The following is a 17,368-nucleotide window of genomic DNA, read 5'->3' on the forward strand; positions in this document are numbered from 1 at the left end:
CCACGGCTGCGGGCGGCGGGCGGGCGCCGTCACTTATGGTGACCTGATGGGAGTGAACCAACGGTCGCAGATCGTGATGACCGACGCCGAGATCGCCGATTTCCTCAACCGCAGCCGCGTGGCCACGCTCGCGTCGCTCGACGCGAACGGCAAACCGCACCTGACAGCCATGTGGTACGCGCTCATCGCCGATCCGGACGACCCCGACGCCGTCCCCGAACTGTGGTTCGAGACGAAGGGCAAATCCCAGAAGGCCGTGAACCTGCGCCGCGACCCCACCATCACCTGCATGGTCGAGGCCGGCGAAACCTACGACACCCTGCGCGGAGTCGCCATCGAGGGCCGCGCCGAGGTGATCGAGGACCCCGAGAAACTGTTCGCCGTGGGCGTCAGCGTCTGGGAGCGCTACACCGGCCCCTACACCGAGGATATGCGCGAATACGTCGAGGGCATGTTGAACAAACGCGTCGCGGTCCGCGTGGTTCCCGATCGCATCCGCAGCTGGGATCACCGCAAACTGGGCCTGCCCAGTATGCCGCTGGGCGGTTCCACCGCGAACGCACTCGAGGACTGACCCGGAGCCCCCGCTCCTCGGCCGACATGTGGCGGGGTCGAACCCCCGCCACCACGCGAAGAAACAGCAAAGGCCCATGCTCGGTGAGCATGGGCCTCGCGGTGAGTAGCCCCGACGGGATTTGAACCCGCGCTACCGCCTTGAGAGGGCGGCGTCCTAGGCCGCTAGACGACGGGGCCAGGACTTGTGATCAACTCCTGGCTGGAGTGGATCGGGTGGATCTCTCGATCCGAAGCTCGATCAGCGTAACCGACCGGGCGGCGGCGACCAAATCGCCTGGTAATCGATACACACCGCATCTGGACGATGAAGCTGAGAGCGATTTCCGCTGGGGTACCAGGACTCGAACCTAGAATGGCTGAACCAGAATCAGCTGTGTTGCCAATTACACCATACCCCAATGACCAGGGCTTTCGGCTTCACCGCTGGCTGCGGTGGCACCGTCGTTCCGGCCGAGAAAGAGAGTACCAAACTGCTCGGGGGAAACTACAAATCGCCAGGTCAGATGGGCGAAGCGCGGTGCGGATCGGCGCTGTCGCGACCATCGGCGGCCGGTCGGCGCCGCACCGGCGGCCCGGGCCGGGCGGCCGGTGCGGCCGCCCGGCGGGTCGTCATCCGGCCGGCGCGACCCAGTCGCGGCCGGCACGCAGCCGCCGCATGGTCTCCTCGCGGCCGAGCAGTTCCAGGGATTCGTAGAGCGGCGGGCTGATATGCGATCCGGTGACCGCGACCCGCACCGGTGCGAACGCTTTTCTCGGCTTCAATTCCATCCGGTCGATGAGGGCCGTTTTGAGCGCGTCCTCGATCTCGGCGGTGGACCACGCGGTCAGCGATTCGAGCGCGGAAACGGCGGCGTCCAGAACGGGGACGGCATCCGGACCCAAATTCTTCTTCCCGGCCGCGGGGTCTATGGCGAACTCATCGGCCGGTGCGAACAGGAATCGCAGAAGTCCCCATGCGTCGTCGAGTACGACAATACGTGTCTGCACGAGATCCGCGGCGGCCGCGAATACTTTGTCGTCGACTTTTTCGCCGCCTTCGGCACCTATATATCCGCGATGTACGAAGAATTCGCGCAACCGTCCAGCGAAATCGGCCGGATCCAGCATCCGGATATGCTCGGCATTGATCGCATCGGCCTTCTTCTGGTCGAATCGGGCCGGATTCGAATTCACTTTCGATACATCGAACGCCTCGACCATCTCCGTCATGGAGAACACATCGTGGTCGTCGGCGATACTCCAGCCGAGCAGCGCGAGGTAGTTCAGCAAACCCTCGGGGATGAATCCGCGCTCCCGGTGCAGGAACAGGTCCGCCTCGGGGTCGCGCTTGGAGAGCTTCTTGTTTCCCTGACCCATCACGAACGGCAGGTGACCGAATTCGGGAGTGAAATCCGTGACGCCGATCCGCTGCAAGGCCTGATACAGCGCGATCTGCCGCGGCGTGGAGGACAGCAGATCCTCGCCGCGCAGCACGTGGGTGATCCGCATGGTGGCGTCGTCGACCGGGTTCACCAGCGTGTACAGCGGGTCACCGGTGCCGCGGGTGAGCGCGTAGTCCGGGACCGTACCGGCCTTGAACGTGGTTTCGCCACGCACCAGGTCATACCAGGTGATATCGGTATCGGGCATCCGGAGACGCACGACGGGACCGCGGCCTTCGGCCTTGTATTCGGCGATCCGCTCGGGCGTCAGATCACGATCGAAATTGTCGTAACCGAGTTTCGGATCGCGTCCGGCGGCCCGATGACGCTCTTCGACTTCGGCTGGCGTGGAAAAGGATTCGTAGGCCTCTCCGGCGTCGAGGAGTTTTCGTACGACGTCGCTGTGGATTTCACGCCGCTGCGACTGCCGATACGGTGCGTAGGGCCCGCCGATTTCCGGACCTTCGTCCCAATCGAGACCGAGCCAGCGCAATGCGTCCAGTAGCGCCGCATAGGATTCTTCGGAATCCCGTGCGGCGTCGGTGTCTTCGATTCGGAAGACGAAGGTGCCGCCGTGATGCCGGGCATGAGCCCAGTTGAACAGCGCCGTGCGGATGAGTCCGACATGCGGTGTTCCGGTCGGGGACGGGCAGAAACGGACCCGTACGTTTGTCATGTCTCTCTTTCGTTCAGCGTTTTGCGGCAACAGGATTGGTGAGGGTTCCGATTCCGGCGACGGTTACCGATACCGACTGTCCGTCTTTCATCGGCCCGACACCTTCGGGCGTTCCGGTGAGGATCACGTCACCGGGCAGCAGCGTCATCACGCGGGTGACCCATTCGATGATTTCCGGAATATCGTGCAGCAGTAGTGATGTGGTGCTGCGCTGCCGGATCTCGCCGTCCAGTTCGGTGGTGATCTCACGGTCGGCCGGGTCGAAATCGGTTTCGATCCAGGGGCCCAGGGGGCAGAAGGTGTCGTAGCCCTTGGCCCGGGTCCACTGGCCGTCCTGGGCCTGCTGGTCGCGGGCGGTGACATCGTTGGCGACCGTGTAGCCGAGGATGACGTCCTTGGCACGCGCGGCGGGCACATCCTTGCACGGCCGGCCGATCACGACCGCCAGTTCACCCTCGTAGTCGACCCGGGTGGAACTGGGCGGCATGACGATAGGGACGTTCGGGCCGACGATGGAGGTACTCGGTTTCATGAAGATCACCGGATCCTCCGGCGCCTCGCCGCCCATTTCCGCGGCATGGGCGGCGTAGTTCTTGCCCACGCAGATCACCTTGCTCGCCAGAATCGGCGCGAGCAGGCGGATATCGGCCACCGGCCAGCTGCGGCCGGTGAACGTCGGCGTACCGAACGGATGTTCGGCTATTTCCTTGGCGGCCTCGCCCTCGATGGCGACGAACGCGACCCCGTCGGGGCTGGCAACTCGACCTAGACGCATGGTCGGAGTCTATCCAGCCGGTTCCACCAGCCCGAATGCGCCCGACGGGTGGGCGTGGCCGGGTGGTGAGAACCGCTACACCGTATGGAGCGCCGTGGTTGCGGAGGTGTACGGTGAGACCGTTAGTTCATAGAATGAGACTAGATTCTCATATATTGAGATACCAGCGCGAGATGAGGAACGATGGCGTACAGCTCACCGGCGACCGCGCCCGGAAAACCCACGGTGTCCCCGATTCATCGCTGGCTCATGCTGGCCCTCGGCGTATTCGCGCAGACCTCGAGCGCGATCTTCGTGCACGGCGTCCCGTTCCTGTTGCCCGCGCTCACCGCCGGCGGTATGCCGCTCTCCACCGCCGGACTGCTGGTGGCCATGCCCACCGTCGGACTGTGCTGCACCCTGATCGCCTGGGGTTATCTGGTCGACCGGCTCGGTGAACGGCTGGCGCTGGTCGCGGGGCCGGCGATCATGTTCGTCGCCGGCGGCGCGGCCGCCTTCACCTCCAGCTATCCCCTGCTCGGAGTACTGCTGTTCCTGGGCGGGATGGGTGCGGCCAGTACCAACGGCGCCAGCGGTCGCGTGATCGTCGGCTGGTTCCCGCCCGATCGCCGCGGTCTGGCCATGGGTATCCGCCAGACCGGCCAGCCGCTCGGTGTCGGTATCGGCGCGATGACCATTCCCCTGGTGGCCGACGGATTCGGCGTAGCGCCGGCGCTGGCCGTACCCGCTGTCCTGGCCGGCGTCGCCGCCGTCGGCTGCCTGATCGGCATCATCGATCCGCCCCGGCCGCCGCGCGCCGAGGCGGTCGGCGCCAACCCCTATAAGGGCAGCGGGACCCTGTGGCGGATCCACGGCGTATCCATCCTGCTGGTGGTTCCGCAGGGCACCGTCTGGACCTTCGCGCTGCTCTGGCTGCACCGCGACCTGGGCTGGTCACTGGCGGCATCGGGCGCGCTGGTCACCGGCACCCAGATCCTGGGCGCGCTGGGCCGGATCGGCGCGGGCGCCTGGTCCGACCGCGTGGGCAGCCGGATGGGCCCACTGCGCCAGGTCGCGGTCGCCGCGGTCACCACCATGTTCCTGCTGGCGCTGACAGCCTGGACCGAATGGTGGTGGGCGGCGGTCCCGCTGCTGGTGATCGCCTCGGTGGTCACGGTCTCCGACAACGGCCTGGCCTTCACCGCCATCGCCGAACGGGCCGGGCCCTTCTGGAGCGGACGCGGTCTGGGCATCCAGAACACCGGCCAGAACCTGGCGGTCGCCGCGGTACCCCCGGTGTTCGGCGCGCTGATCACGGCGACCGGCTTCCCTGCCGCCTACCTCGCCGCGGCGGCCCTGGCGGCAGCGGCGATCCCGTTGGTTCCGGTGGATTCGGAGAAGCCTCTGGAATGAAGCGCATGAGCGGGATGCCGGGAGCGGCCGCCGCACCCGGCATCCGGTCCGCGCCATCGGGCAGGCGGCGGCGTGAGTGTTCGCGCGGAGCCGACTTCAGATGTCGGTGAGCACAGCCGGGTCGAACGCCACCGAGATCGTCGAATCGGCCTCGATCTCGGCGATGAACGCACCGCCACCTGCGACCGGCCGCTCCCACTCATATGCCGAGTCGGTCAGAATCCCCCGGTGCACCTGGATCCTCGGCCGGTGCTCGACGATCCAGTACTGCGGGATGCCCAGCGCGGCGTATTCGCGCACCTTCCGCACCCGGTCGGTGCGTTCGGACCCGGGTTTCCGCAGGCTCAGACCGCGGCGGCGATCCGGTCGCCGACCTCGGTGGTCGAGGCGGAGCCGGTGCGGGCGGACAGATCCTTGGCGACCGCTTCCTGGATGCGGGTGGCGGCCTCGGTTTCGCCCTTGTGCTCGAGCAGCAGCGACACCGACAGGATGGCGGCGGTCGGGTCGGCCTTCGACTGCCCGGCGATATCCGGGGCGCTGCCGTGTACCGGCTCGAACATGCTGGGGTTGGTACCGGTGGCGTCGATATTGCCGGAGGCCGCGAGCCCGATACCGCCGCTGACGGCGGCGGCGAGGTCGGTGATGATATCGCCGAACAGGTTATCGGTGACGATCACGTCGAAGCGGCCGGGATCGTTGACCATATGGATGGTGGCGGCGTCGATGTGCTGGTAGGCGACCTCGACATCGGGGAACTCGGCGCCGACCGCGTCCACGGTGCGCTGCCACAGCGAACCGGCGAAGGCCAGCACATTGGTCTTGTGCACCAGGGTGAGGTGCTTGCGGCGGGTCCGCGCCTTGGCGAAGGCGTAGCGGACCACGCGCTCCACGCCGAACCGGGTGTTGGTGCTGACCTCGGTGGCGACCTCGTGCGGCGTATCCACCCGGATCGCCCCGCCGGTGCCGGTGTACGGGCCCTCGGTGCCCTCGCGCACCACGACGAAGTCGATATCCGGTGTACCGGCCAGCGGGCTGCCGACGCCCGGGTACAGCTTGGACGGCCGCAGGTTCACATGGTGGTCCAGGGCGAACCGGGTGCGCAGCAGCAGTCCGCGTTCGAGCAGACCGCTGGGTACCGACGGGTCACCGATCGCACCGAGCAGGATGGCGTCGTGCTGCTTCAGCTCGGGCAGCACCGAGTCCGGAAGCACCTCGCCCGTGGCGTGGTAGCGCTTGGCGCCGAGGTCGTACTCGGTCCGCTCGACGCCCGGTAGCACCACATCGAGCACCTTGAGGGCCTCGGCGATGACCTCGGGGCCGATACCGTCACCGGGGATCACGGCGAGCTTCATGACAACCACGCTTTCTACGTACGACGGGCCGCGAACCGGGCGGACGCGGCCTCGGGCCGGCCGTATCGCGCGCGGACGGCGCGATATCGGGTGGGCCCGGGCCGTCCGCCCGGGCTCACCCGTATCCGCCTCCACGGTGCCCCGGCCCTGGGCGGGCACCGCGCTCGGCTACATCAGAACAGGTCGACCAGCGCGACCTTGGCGGCACCCACCGTCTCGGCGATCTCGGAGCGCACCGCGGCGGGCACCTCCTTGTTGACCCGCAGCACCACGGTGGCGCCTTCCTTGTTGGCGTCCTGGGTGAGCTGCGCGGCCAGGATGTCGATCTCGGCGGCGCCCAGCGCGGTGCCGACCTTGCCCAGCGCGCCCGGCCGGTCCTCGTAGTTGAGAACGGCCAGGTTGATGCCCTCGGCGCGCATATCGTAGTTGCGGCCGTTGATGTTGACGATCTTCTCCACCTGCTGCGGTTCGGTGAGCGCACCGGCCACATTGAGGGTCCGGCCGTCGCCGAACACCGCGCGCAGATCCACCAGGCTGCGGTGACTCGGGCTCTCGGTGACCGTGGTGACCTCGGCGGTGATCCCGCGATCCTGCGCCAGGGCCGGCGCGTTGACGAAGGTGACCTGGTCGTCGACGTGGGCGGAGAACACCCCGCGCAGCGCGGCCAGCTGCAGCACCTCGACCTGGGAGGCGGCCAGTTCGCCGCGCACCTGGACCTCCAGGCTCACCGGCAGTTCGTCGGCGAGGGCGCCGAGCAGCGCACCCTGTTTGCGGACCAGATCCAGCCAGGGCGCCACTTCCTCGCCGACCACGCCGCCGGTGACGTTCACGGCGCCGGGGACGAACTCGCCGGCCAGCGCCAGCAGCACCGATTTGGCGACATCGGTACCGGCCCGGTCCTGCGCTTCGCTGGTGGAGGCGCCCAGATGCGGGGTCACCACGACCTGCGGCAGTTCGAACAGCGGGCTGTCGGTGCACGGCTCGGTCTCGTAGACGTCGATACCGGCGGCGCGTACATGCCCGGACCGGATGGCGTCGGCCAGCGCGGCCTCGTCCACCAGACCACCACGGGCGGCGTTGACGATGATGACGCCCGGTTTGGTCTTGGCGAGCGCGTCCTTGCCGAGGATGCCCTTGGTCTCCGGGGTCTTCGGCAGGTGGATGGAGATCAGGTCGGCGCGCTCGAGCACCTCGTCCAGGCTCAGCAGTTCGATGCCGAGCTGGGCGGCGCGCGCCGGGGAGACGTAGGGGTCGTAGGCGACGACGTGGGTCTCGAAGGCCGCCAGGCGCGCCGCGAACAGCTGCCCGATCCGGCCGAGACCGATCACGCCGACGGTTTTGCCGAAGATCTCCACGCCGTTGAAGCTGCTGCGCTTCCAGGTGTGCTCGCGCAGGGTCGCGTCGGCGGCGGGAATCTGGCGGGCCGCGCTGAGCATGAGGCTGACGGCGTGCTCGGCGGCGGTGTGGATATTGGAGGTGGGCGCGTTCACGACCATGACGCCGCGCTCGGTGGCCGCCGGAACATCGACGTTGTCCAGGCCGACACCGGCCCGGGCCACGATCTTCAGGTTCTTCCCGGCCTCGAGGACCTCGGCGTCGACGGTGGTCGCCGAGCGCACCAGGATCGCGTCGGCCTCCGGCACCGCGGCCAGCAGGGCGGGCCGATCCGGTCCGTCGACCCAGCGGACCTCGACACCGTCACCGAGCGCATCGACGGTCGACTGGGCGAGCTTGTCGGCGATCAGAACTACAGGACGGCCTGCTTGGCTCACAGTGGGTTACTCCTGGGTGACGGGGGACAGCCGGTTGACGCGGCCAAGCTTAGTTCGGCCCGATCCCGGCGTTGACCCTCCCCCTCGTGGTCGGCTGCCGTCACACGTCCCGCCACCTGCGCGGAACGGCCCGTCGGGTGGCCGGAATCACGCACCCCCCGCGATGTATGCCACGTCACGCGGAACGGATGCGCCCGGCCGCGACCGCCCACCGGACGTCGGACGCCCCGGCCTCCAACGCAGTGGGAGACCGGGGCGTCCGGGGGTCGGCTCAGCCGAAGAGCAGGGTCCGCAGGGTCTCGAACAGACCGCTGACAGCGGCGGAACCGGTATCGATGATTACGGGGATCATGATTCGTCCTTTCCAATACGGTGCCAGCCGAAATCGACTGCCACGCGGTACATCGACCGTCACCGAAAAGGCATTAGCAAAATCATGGAATCAGTGCCACTGATCACATGTAATAAGTTCGAGATATGCCGAATTCGACCGATTTCACGGCCACTACCTGCGCGTACACCGTAAATCAAGACCGCAAAACCCCGGCCCGGCCGGTAGTCGATCATCCGAAATCGACTCGGCCTTCCGCTTCGGAAATCTCGTACCCATTCCCGCCGCGGCGCTCGACGGCACACGGCGGATTCGATCGATGGAAGAGAGCGCGGCCGGATCCGCGCGGGTAGATGAACTCCCCGGGTTTCGCGGGCACACCCCGGAAACGAGGCGGGGCCCCGTACCTTCCGGTACGGGGCCCCGCTACTTCGTCACACCACTCAGATGGCGCGGACGTCCTGAGCCTGAGGACCCTTCTGGCCCTGCCCGATCTCGAACTCCACCCGCTGACCCTCTTCGAGGGTGCGGAAACCGCTGCCGGCGACTGCCGAGTAATGCACGAAGACGTCAGGTCCGCCCCCGTCTTGCGCGATGAAGCCGAAGCCCTTCTCGCTGTTGAACCACTTCACGCTGCCTTGAGCCATGATACTTACTTCATACTTTCTGTTGCGAGCCAGGCGGATCTCGGTTCGATCTGCCTGATCTCTATGACAACGATGCCACGTTCCGCAAAGTTCCTCCACATCGGGAAGTCGTGAATGTGAGTCACGACGCCCCCGCCTACCACCGGATATGACCCCGGACGGGTGCGCGCGCCGCCGTGCGGGCCGCCGGTTGCCCACCCGTGCGGGGGATCCCGGGGTTATCCCGTAGTACCGGGGGATGATTCCGGACGAGATTTTTCCGGGACGGTGACATTTCACACTCGAATGCGCGAGGGTGAATTCCTATCGCCGAACGGCGCGGATTTCAGGCCGCGCCGGGAGTTGTACGAGAGGATTCGACGTGTTCCGCACGACATCAGTACCCGCCATCCGCCGGGCCACCGCCCGCACGGCCGTGGCGGGTGCGATCACCCTGCTGCCGCTGGCAGCGCTCGCCGCCCCGGCGGCGGCCGGCCCCGAGGCCCCGGCCCCCGGTTACACCCAGACCGACCGGGACCGGCACCGGGACAACGACAGGGACCGGCACCGCGACCGTGATCATGATCGCGACCGGCACTGGGACCGGGACGACCACTGGAACCACGATCGCCACCGCGACCACGGCTGGGACGACCCGGCCCGGTGGTACCGCCATATGCTGCGCGGCCTCTTCGGCAGCAGCTGACGGCCGGGGCCCGCGTCCGTCCGGATTTCCCGAGGGGCGCGGGCCCGGCGTCCACCGGCTGCGCGCACCGACCCCGACTCGACCCGACCGACAGCCGACCCATCGCCGACGCCCGGAAACTGTGACGAGCGTTTGCAGGTCGAGCGGATTCAGCTTTCACGGGCCGGGACGGTTGTACGCCTGTAGCGTAATTCGTATCCCGGGGGTGGCACGGAATCTAGGCTCTGTCCATGACCGAGCCCCGCAGACTCCAGGCGATTCCGGGCGGCAAGACCGACGGTCCGCACCGGCAACCCGCGATGCCGCCCGAACCACTGTGGCGGGAAATGCTGGGCGAGCGGCTGCGTGCCCTGCGAGGCGAGCAACGCGAAACCCTCGCCGAGACCGCCGAGCGGGCCGGTATCTCGCCGCAGTATCTGTCGGAGGTCGAACGCGGGCGCAAGGAGCCGTCCAGCGAGATGATCGCCGCCCTGGCCGGGGCGCTCGGTACCTCGCTGGGCGAACTCGCCCGGCAGGTCGCCGACGAACTCCATTTCCGCAGGCGGTCCGCGATGGCCCCCGCGCCGCTACCCACCGGAGTCCGCTCGCCGATGCTGCGCGCGGCCTGAACCCGGTCGGCCCGTCCTTCCGGCCCGGGTACCGACCGGGCACTCCCGGCCGAGTGCGCTCAGGCGCGCGGCGTCAGCACCCTGTCCGCGAGCCCGTAGTCGACCGCCGCGGCGGCGGTGAACACCCGGTCGCGGTCGGTGTCGTGGCGTAGCTGTTCCGGAGTGCGGCCGGTATGCCGGGACAGGATGTTCTCGATTTCCGCCCGCATCCGCACCAGCTCATCGGCCTGCAGGATCAGATCCGGAATCGCGCCCTGTCCGCGGGCCGCGGGCTGGTGCAGCACCACCCGCGCGTGCGGGAGCATCGCGCGGTGACCGGGAGCGCCACCGGCCAGCAGCACCGCCCCCACCGCGATCGCCTGCCCCACACAGGTGGTGTGCACGGGGGCGCCGATGTGCTGGATGGTGTCGTAGACCGCGAGCATGGACGACAGGTCACCGCCCTCGCAGTTGATGTAGAAATCGATCTCCTGGCCCGGGCTCTCCGATTCCAGATGCAGGAGCTGGGCGATGAGCGCGTTGGCCACCCCGGAGTCGATGGGGGTGCCCAGGTAGACGATCCGCTCGGCGAGCAGATGCGAGTAGATATCGGTGATCCGCTCCCCCTGCGGATGCCGGGCGATCACATTGGGAATCGTGTAGGTGCTCATGAGATCCCCACCCGCTGCCGCTGCGGGACGACCTGGCCGAATTCGCCGACGATATGGTCGATGAAGCCGTACTCCTTCGCCTGGGTGGCGCTGAACCAGCGGTCGTGCAGGGAATCCTCGTAGACCCGGTCGTAGGGCTGTCCGGTATCCGCGGCGATCAGCCCGAGCACGGTTTCCACCGTGTAGCGCAGATCGTCGGCCTGCACCTCGACATCGACGGTGGAGCCGCCGATACCCGCCGAGCCCTGATGCATGAGGATCCGGGCGTGCGGTAGCGCGAAACGCCGGCCGGGGGTGCCCGAGGAGAGCAGGAACTGCCCGGCGCTGCAGGCCAACCCGAGCGCCAGCGTGGAGACCGGGCAGGGCACCAGCCGCATCACATCGCGGATGGCGAGCATCGCCGGAACCGAACCGCCGGGGGAATGGATCCAGAGCGAGACGGCGGCGTCGCCGTCTTCGGCGGCCAGCGTGAGCAGCTGGGTGGCCAGCAGGGTGCCGTTGTCGTCGTCGAGTGGTCCGTCGAGTACCAGGACGCGGCGGGCGAGCAGTTGTTCGCGGGCGCGCCAGCCGAACAGCGGAGATTTGTCGTCGTGAGCCATGCCTTTCACGCTGCCGGACCGGACCGGCGAACGGGAGTGCGCGCTGCTGTCAGCGGATCTGCTCTCAGCAGCGATACCGGAACCGCTCGGCGGTAGCGACCCCGGAACCGCTCACGGTCGCGACCCCGCGACCGCTCGGCGGTTCGATACTCGAGATTCACGCTGCGATACGTCACCGAAACACGGCGTCCTTACCGTAATTCCTCGTATACGCCGCTGTATACAACGACGAATGCAGTGAAGTCAGCGGGCTGACCTTTCCTGAGTGGAGGCCGTACGGTCATGAATGCAGCCAGATCCGAAGCACCTACAACAGCTGCGGCGAACCGCCGGCCGCGCCGGCGCGCACGCACCCTGCTCGCCCTGCCGGCCGCCCTGTGCGCGACCGCGCTGGCGGTCAGCGCGTGCGGTAGTTCCGCCTCCGACCAGGCCGGCTCGAACGCCACCTCCTGCGTCGACACCGCGGGCCCCGCCATCAAGGTCGGCTCCCTGAACTCCCTGTCGGGCACCATGGCGATCTCCGAGGTCACCGTGCGCGATTCCATCAAACTCGCGGTCGACGAGATCAATGCCGCGGGCGGCGTGCTGGGTAAGCAGATCCAGCTGGTCGGCGAGGACGGCGCCTCCGAGCCCACGGTCTTCGCGGAGAAGGCGGAGAAGCTGATCAGCAGCGATTGCGTCGCCGCGGTATTCGGCGGCTGGACCTCCTCGAGCCGTAAGGCCATGCTGCCGGTGTTCGAGGACCGCAACGCGCTGCTCTACTACCCGGTCCAGTACGAGGGCCTGGAATCGTCGAAGAACATCTTCTACACCGGCGCCACCACCAACCAGCAGATCGTGCCCGCCCTCGACTATCTCAAGGGCCGCGGCGTGAAATCGCTGTACCTGGTCGGCAGCGACTACGTCTTCCCGCAGACCGCCAACCGCATCATCAAGGCCTACGCCGAGGCGAACGGGATGGAGATCAAGGGCGAGGACTACACCCCGCTCGGTTCCACCGATTTCTCCACCATCGTGAACAAGGTGCGCTCGGCCGACGCCGACGCGGTGTTCAACACCCTCAACGGCGATTCCAATGTCGCGTTCTTCCGCGAGTACAAGAATGTCGGCCTGACCCCGCAGGACATGCCGGTGGTCTCGGTATCGATCGCCGAGGAAGAGGTCGGCGGTATCGGTGTGCAGAACATCGCCGGCCAGCTCACCGCCTGGAACTACTACCAGACCGTGAAGAACCCGGAGAACGACGCCTTCGTGAAGGCGTACAAGGCGAAGTACGGCGCGAACAAGCCGACCTCGGATCCGATGGAGGCCGCCTACGTCTCGGTCTACCTGTGGAAGAACACCGTGGAGAAGGCGCAGTCGTTCGCGGTGCCGGATGTGCAGAAGGCCGCGGGCGGGGTCACCTTCGACGGTCCCGAGGGCACCGTGGCCATCAACGGCGAGAACAACCACATCACCAAAACCGCCCGTATCGGCGAGATCCGGCCCGACGGCCTGATCTACAGCGTGTGGGATTCCGGCGAGGCCATCGAACCCGATCCGTACCTGGCGGGCTACTCGTGGGCCGAGGGACTCGGGGGCTGATTCCATGGAAGCACTGATCGGGCAGTTGTTCACCGGCCTGAGCCTGGGCTCCATCCTGCTGCTGGCGGCCCTGGGGCTGTCGCTGACCTTCGGTCAGATGGGCGTGATCAACATGGCCCACGGCGCGTTCATCATGGCCGGCTCCTACACCGCCTACACGGTGCAGGAATACCTGGTCGCCAACGCCGAGGTCTCACTGATCGTCTCGTTGTTCATCGGTTTCCTGGTCGGCGGTCTCATGGGCGTGGCCCTCGAGGTCACGCTGATCAAACGGATGTACGACAGACCGCTGGACACCCTGCTGGTGACCTTCGGCGTCGGCTTGATCCTGCAGCAGGCGGCCCGGGACATCTTCGGCGCACCCGCGGTCCGCGTGGTGACTCCGGAATGGCTCGGTGGCGGGGTGGAGATCCTGGGGGCCGTGGTCCCCAAGACCCGGATCTTCATCATGCTGCTCGCGGTGCTGTGCGTGACGGCCATCGCGGTGACCATGAAGTACACCGCGATGGGCCGGCGTATCCGGGCCGTGGTCCAGCACCGCGATCTGGCGGAGACCAGCGGGATCTCCAGCCGCGGCACGGATATCACCACCTTCTTCATCGGGTCCGGCCTGGCCGGGGTGGCCGGGGTGGCACTGACACTGATCGGCTCCACCAGTTCCAATACCGGCGCCGCCTATCTGGTGGACGCCTTCCTGGTGGTGGTCATCGGCGGGCTGGGCCAGATCCGCGGCGCGGTGATCGCCGCGGTGGCACTGGGCCTGTTGAACTCGTTCATCGAATACAGCACCACCGCCTCGGTGGCGAAGGTGATCGTATTCGTCATCATCGTGATCTTCCTGCAGGTCCGCCCGCAGGGACTGTTCATGATCCGGTCGAGGAGTCTGGTGTGAAAGAGTTCCTCACTACTCGTTGGAAAGCCTATTCGGGGTTCGCGATCGCCGCCGTCGTACTGTTCGCGGTGGCGCCCGCGGTGCTCTCGGATTTCCGGCTCAATCTGCTCGGCAAGTTCCTGTGCTTCGGTATCGTCGCCGTCGGTATCGGGCTGGCCTGGGGCCGGGGCGGCATGCTCACCCTGGGCCAGGGCGTGTTCTTCGGGCTGGGCGCCTACATCATGGCCATGCATCTGAAGATCGCCGACGCCGAATTGCGCGGCGACGACGTCCCGGATTTCATGCAGATCGCCGGTATCCGCGAACTGCCCGGATACTGGGCGCCCTTCGCCTCGCCGCTGGTCACGATCCTGGGCATCCTGATCATCCCGCCGCTGGTGGCGGTGCTGCTGGGCCTGGGCGTGTTCAAACGCAAGGTCAAGGGCGCGTATTTCGCGATCCTGTCGCAGGCGCTGGCCGCGGCGTTCGCGATCCTGCTGGTGGGTCAGCAGTCCACCGGCGGCAGTAACGGCCTCAACCGGTTCCGCAGTTTCTTCGGCCTGGCCCTCAACGACCCGGTCAACCGGCGGCTGCTGTTCTTCATCGCGGCCGCCACCCTGCTGGTGATCGTCGCGGTGACCCGGCAGCTGATGTACAGCCGCTACGGCGAACTGCTGGTCGCGGTACGCGATCAGGAGGAGCGGGTGCGGTTCCTCGGCTACGACCCGGCCAATGTGAAAGTGGTCGCCTATGCGGTGGCCGCGCTGTTCGCCGGTATCGCCGGCGCCCTGTTCGTGCCGATCGTCGGGATCATCTCCCCGGCCGATATCGGGATCGTGCCCTCGATCGCCTTCCTGACCGGTGTCGCCATCGGCGGCCGCACCACACTGCTGGGCCCCGTCCTGGGCGCGATCGCGGTCGCGTGGGCGCAGACGAGTCTCTCGGAGAATTTCCCGTCCGGCTGGGTCTACGCCCAAGGCGTGCTCTTCATCGTCGTGGTCGGTTTCTTCCCGGCGGGTCTGGCCGGTCTGTTCGCGCTGATTCGCCGGAAACGGCGGACCGACGAGGAGGACCCGGCGCCACCGGCCGGTCCGGCGAAAGAACCCGCACCCGCTACCCCGGTAGGAGTGTCATGACCGAGCAGACGACGACCGTGGCCGGACCGGTCGCCGGCGGCAACGCCGGTATGCACAGCGATTATCTCGAGGTCCGCGGGCTGACCGTCGAATTCGACGGGTTCAAGGCGGTGTCGAATGTGGATCTGACCCTGTTCCAGGGCGATCTGCGATTCCTCATCGGCCCCAACGGTGCCGGGAAGACCACCATGATCGACGCGATCACCGGGCTGGTGCCGGCCACCGGGTCGGTCACCAAATCGGGGGTGGAACTGCTCGGTAAGAAGGTGCATCAGATCGCCCGTCTGGGCGTGGGCCGCACCTTCCAGACCGCGAGCGTTTTCGAGGAACTCTCGGTACTGCAGAACCTCGATATCGCGGCGGGCGCGGGCCGGTCGGTATGGACCATGCTGCGCCGCCGCCCGGCCGAGGTCTCCGAATCCATCGAGCAGGCGCTGGAGACCATCGGGCTCACGAAACTGCGCGACAACCTCGCCGGCACGCTGGCGCACGGTCAGAAGCAGTGGCTCGAGATCGGCATGCTGCTCGTGCAGAACGCCTCGGTGCTGCTGCTGGACGAACCGGTCGCCGGGATGAGCCAGGAGGAGCGCGAGGAGACCGGGAACCTGCTGCGGCGTATCGGCGGTGAACGCACCGTGGTGGTCGTCGAACACGATATGGACTTCATGCGCAATTTCGCCACGTCGGTGACGGTGCTGGCGCGCGGCGCGGTCCTGGCCGACGGGTCGGTGGCCGAGGTCCAGGCCGATCCGGCCGTCCAGGAGGCGTATCTGGGCACCGCCGCAGAACCCGGCCCCTCGGACGAGCCGGGGCCGGACGCGGCGGCACAGCGCGCGAAGACCAACGGACAGGGAGGGTAGGCGATGCTGGAACTCATCGACGTCCACGCCGGCTACGGGCGCACCGAGGTCGTGCACGGGGTCGGGATCGAGGTCCCGGCCGACGGGGTCGCCGCGATCATGGGCCATAACGGGGCCGGGAAGACCACTCTGCTGCGGGCGGCGGTCGGGCTGGTGAAAACCGGCCGCGGCCGGATCCGGTTCGACGGCGCGGATATCACGGGGCTGCGGCCCAGTGCCCGGGTGAAACGCGGATTGGCCTATGTCCCGCAGGGGCAGCAGTGCTTCGGGCACCTCACCACCGCCGAGAATCTGCGGGTGGTGGCGGACGGCCGCAAACGCGGCGCGGCGCTCATCGACGAGCAGCTGGATCTGTTCCCGGCGTTGAAAGAACTGCTGAACCGCCGCGCGGGACTGCTGTCCGGCGGCCAGCGCCAGCAATTGGCCATCGCCCGGGCCCTCATCACCGAACCGCGCATGCTCATCCTCGACGAACCCACCGAGGGCATCCAGCCGTCGGTGGTGGCCGAGATCGAGAACACCATCACCGAACTGGTGAAACGGGGCGGTCTCGGGGTGCTGCTGGTGGAACAGCACATCGGTTTCGCGCTGCGTGCCGCCGAACGATATTACGTACTGGAAAGCGGCCGGGTGACCTCGAGCGGGGAGGGTGGTGCCGAGGCCGTCGACACCGTCCGCGCCGCCATGACTCTTTAGGCTGCGCGTCGTGACCGAACCACGGAGCAAACGCGAATCACGCAGCGACACTGTGTACAAAGCGCTGCGGGACGAACTCATGGCCGGGGCGCTGGCGCCGGACGAGCGGCTCGGCGAGGAACGGCTGGCCGAACGCTACGGTGTCTCGCGCACCCCGGTGCGCGAGGCGCTGGCCCGGCTGCAGGCCGACGGCCTGGTCGACCGCCACGACACCGGCCTGTTCCCCTACCGCCCGCGCCTGGACACCCTGGGCGACTACTACGAGCTGCGGATCACGCTGGAGGTCCAGGGCATCGCCCGCGTCCTCGACGACCCCGAACTGGGTCACGATCGCGCGGTCCTCGGACCCGAGATCGACCGCTGGCGGGCCTTCCGCACCGCACCCCCCGACCCGGACGCCGGTTTCGTCATCGCCGACGAACAGTTCCACACCGTCCTGCTGGACGCCTCGGGCAATCACGCCCTCACCGACGCCCTGAAAACCGTGAACGCCCGGATCCGCCCGGTCCGGATGTTCGACTACCTCACGCCCGACCGCATGCTCGCGACCATCGAGGAACACATCGCCATCGGCGAGGCCGTCCTCGACCGCGACCTCACCGGCGCCCGTGAGCAGCTCCTCGCCCATATCGACCAATCCCGCCGCGTGGTGGCCGACCGCGCCGGTCAGGTACTCCAGCTGACCCGGATGGCCCGCGCGACCAAGACCTGAAACTCCCGGCTACCCCGGTAGCCGC

The 17,368-nt window shown here is 67.5% G+C and carries 18 protein-coding genes and 2 tRNA genes; 10 read left to right on the forward strand and 10 right to left on the reverse strand.

The window, feature by feature from the left end; genetic code table 11:
- Positions 1-46 precede the first annotated feature (46 nt).
- Positions 47-574, forward strand: a complete 528-nt coding sequence (locus tag ACZ6SF_RS24975) for a pyridoxamine 5'-phosphate oxidase family protein (protein ID WP_466064985.1) — start codon at positions 47-49, stop codon at positions 572-574.
- 106 nt (positions 575-680) lie between these two features.
- Here the strand turns inward: ACZ6SF_RS24975 and ACZ6SF_RS24980 are convergent.
- The 4 genes from ACZ6SF_RS24980 to ACZ6SF_RS24995 form a co-directional block, all read right to left on the reverse strand.
- Positions 681-753 (reverse strand) — tRNA-Glu (locus ACZ6SF_RS24980).
- A 149-nt stretch (positions 754-902) separates the two neighbouring features.
- Positions 903-974, reverse strand: a tRNA-Gln gene (locus ACZ6SF_RS24985).
- A 211-nt stretch (positions 975-1,185) separates the two neighbouring features.
- Positions 1,186-2,673, reverse strand: a complete 1,488-nt coding sequence (gene gltX / locus ACZ6SF_RS24990) for a glutamate--tRNA ligase (protein WP_466064986.1) — start codon at positions 2,671-2,673, stop codon at positions 1,186-1,188.
- A gap of 13 nt (positions 2,674-2,686) precedes the next feature.
- Positions 2,687-3,448 carry a fumarylacetoacetate hydrolase family protein gene (locus tag ACZ6SF_RS24995; protein ID WP_466064988.1) on the reverse strand — a complete coding sequence of 254 codons (762 nt, stop codon included), beginning with the start codon at positions 3,446-3,448 and terminating at the stop codon, positions 2,687-2,689.
- A gap of 183 nt (positions 3,449-3,631) precedes the next feature.
- Between ACZ6SF_RS24995 and ACZ6SF_RS25000 the strand changes: the two genes are divergently transcribed.
- On the forward strand, positions 3,632-4,840 hold the full coding sequence (locus ACZ6SF_RS25000; protein ID WP_466064990.1) for an MFS transporter: 1,209 nt from the start codon (positions 3,632-3,634) through the stop codon (positions 4,838-4,840).
- 96 nt (positions 4,841-4,936) lie between these two features.
- Here ACZ6SF_RS25000 and ACZ6SF_RS25005 read toward each other — a convergent pair whose 3' ends face one another.
- The 4 genes from ACZ6SF_RS25005 to ACZ6SF_RS25020 form a co-directional block, all read right to left on the reverse strand.
- Positions 4,937-5,140 carry a hypothetical protein gene (locus ACZ6SF_RS25005; protein WP_466064991.1) on the reverse strand — a complete coding sequence of 68 codons (204 nt, stop codon included), beginning with the start codon at positions 5,138-5,140 and terminating at the stop codon, positions 4,937-4,939.
- A 44-nt stretch (positions 5,141-5,184) separates the two neighbouring features.
- Complete coding sequence (locus tag ACZ6SF_RS25010) at positions 5,185-6,192, reverse strand: 3-isopropylmalate dehydrogenase (protein ID WP_466064993.1); 1,008 nt, start codon at positions 6,190-6,192, stop codon at positions 5,185-5,187.
- 173 nt (positions 6,193-6,365) lie between these two features.
- On the reverse strand, positions 6,366-7,964 hold the full coding sequence (gene serA / locus ACZ6SF_RS25015) for a phosphoglycerate dehydrogenase (RefSeq protein WP_466064995.1): 1,599 nt from the start codon (positions 7,962-7,964) through the stop codon (positions 6,366-6,368).
- A 774-nt stretch (positions 7,965-8,738) separates the two neighbouring features.
- On the reverse strand, positions 8,739-8,942 hold the full coding sequence (locus ACZ6SF_RS25020) for a cold-shock protein (protein ID WP_063059615.1): 204 nt from the start codon (positions 8,940-8,942) through the stop codon (positions 8,739-8,741).
- A gap of 361 nt (positions 8,943-9,303) precedes the next feature.
- Between ACZ6SF_RS25020 and ACZ6SF_RS25025 the strand changes: the two genes are divergently transcribed.
- A complete protein-coding gene (locus tag ACZ6SF_RS25025) occupies positions 9,304-9,627 on the forward strand; it encodes a hypothetical protein (protein ID WP_466064997.1) in 324 nt (107 codons plus the stop codon).
- Positions 9,628-9,857: 230 nt separating this feature from the next.
- Positions 9,858-10,235, forward strand: a complete 378-nt coding sequence (locus ACZ6SF_RS25030; RefSeq protein ID WP_466064999.1) for a helix-turn-helix domain-containing protein — start codon at positions 9,858-9,860, stop codon at positions 10,233-10,235.
- Positions 10,236-10,294: 59 nt separating this feature from the next.
- Here the strand turns inward: ACZ6SF_RS25030 and ACZ6SF_RS25035 are convergent, their stop codons facing one another.
- Positions 10,295-10,885, reverse strand: a complete 591-nt coding sequence (locus tag ACZ6SF_RS25035) for a ClpP family protease (RefSeq protein ID WP_449994976.1) — start codon at positions 10,883-10,885, stop codon at positions 10,295-10,297.
- A complete protein-coding gene (locus tag ACZ6SF_RS25040) occupies positions 10,882-11,484 on the reverse strand; it encodes a ClpP family protease (RefSeq protein WP_466065001.1) in 603 nt (200 codons plus the stop codon). Before ACZ6SF_RS25040 ends, ACZ6SF_RS25035 begins: the two co-directional genes overlap by 4 nt.
- A 282-nt stretch (positions 11,485-11,766) precedes the next feature.
- On the opposite strand from ACZ6SF_RS25040, the gene urtA reads away from it, so the two are divergent.
- The 6 genes from urtA to ACZ6SF_RS25070 are packed head-to-tail and all read left to right on the forward strand — an operon-like array spanning position 11,767 to position 17,343.
- The gene (gene urtA / locus ACZ6SF_RS25045) at positions 11,767-13,068 is read left to right on the forward strand and encodes an urea ABC transporter substrate-binding protein (RefSeq protein ID WP_466065003.1); all 1,302 of its coding nucleotides are present in this window, start codon (positions 11,767-11,769) and stop codon (positions 13,066-13,068) included.
- A gap of 4 nt (positions 13,069-13,072) precedes the next feature.
- Positions 13,073-13,960, forward strand: coding sequence for an urea ABC transporter permease subunit UrtB (urtB, locus tag ACZ6SF_RS25050; RefSeq protein WP_466065004.1), 888 nt, complete (start codon positions 13,073-13,075; stop codon positions 13,958-13,960).
- Complete coding sequence (gene urtC, locus ACZ6SF_RS25055; RefSeq protein ID WP_466065006.1) at positions 13,957-15,075, forward strand: urea ABC transporter permease subunit UrtC; 1,119 nt, start codon at positions 13,957-13,959, stop codon at positions 15,073-15,075. Before urtB ends, urtC begins: the two co-directional genes overlap by 4 nt.
- On the forward strand, positions 15,072-15,935 hold the full coding sequence (gene urtD / locus ACZ6SF_RS25060; protein WP_466065008.1) for an urea ABC transporter ATP-binding protein UrtD: 864 nt from the start codon (positions 15,072-15,074) through the stop codon (positions 15,933-15,935). Before urtC ends, urtD begins: the two co-directional genes overlap by 4 nt.
- Positions 15,936-15,938: 3 nt before the next feature.
- Positions 15,939-16,631 (forward strand): urea ABC transporter ATP-binding subunit UrtE, encoded by a 693-nt coding sequence (gene urtE, locus ACZ6SF_RS25065; RefSeq protein WP_466065010.1) that lies wholly within the window; start codon positions 15,939-15,941, stop codon positions 16,629-16,631.
- 10 nt (positions 16,632-16,641) lie between these two features.
- Positions 16,642-17,343: a GntR family transcriptional regulator gene (locus tag ACZ6SF_RS25070; protein WP_466065012.1), complete on the forward strand. Its 702-nt coding sequence runs from the start codon at positions 16,642-16,644 to the stop codon at positions 17,341-17,343.
- The last annotated feature ends 25 nt before the right edge of the window (positions 17,344-17,368 follow it).

It is taken from the genome of Nocardia sp. NPDC049935, from assembly GCF_055586645.1.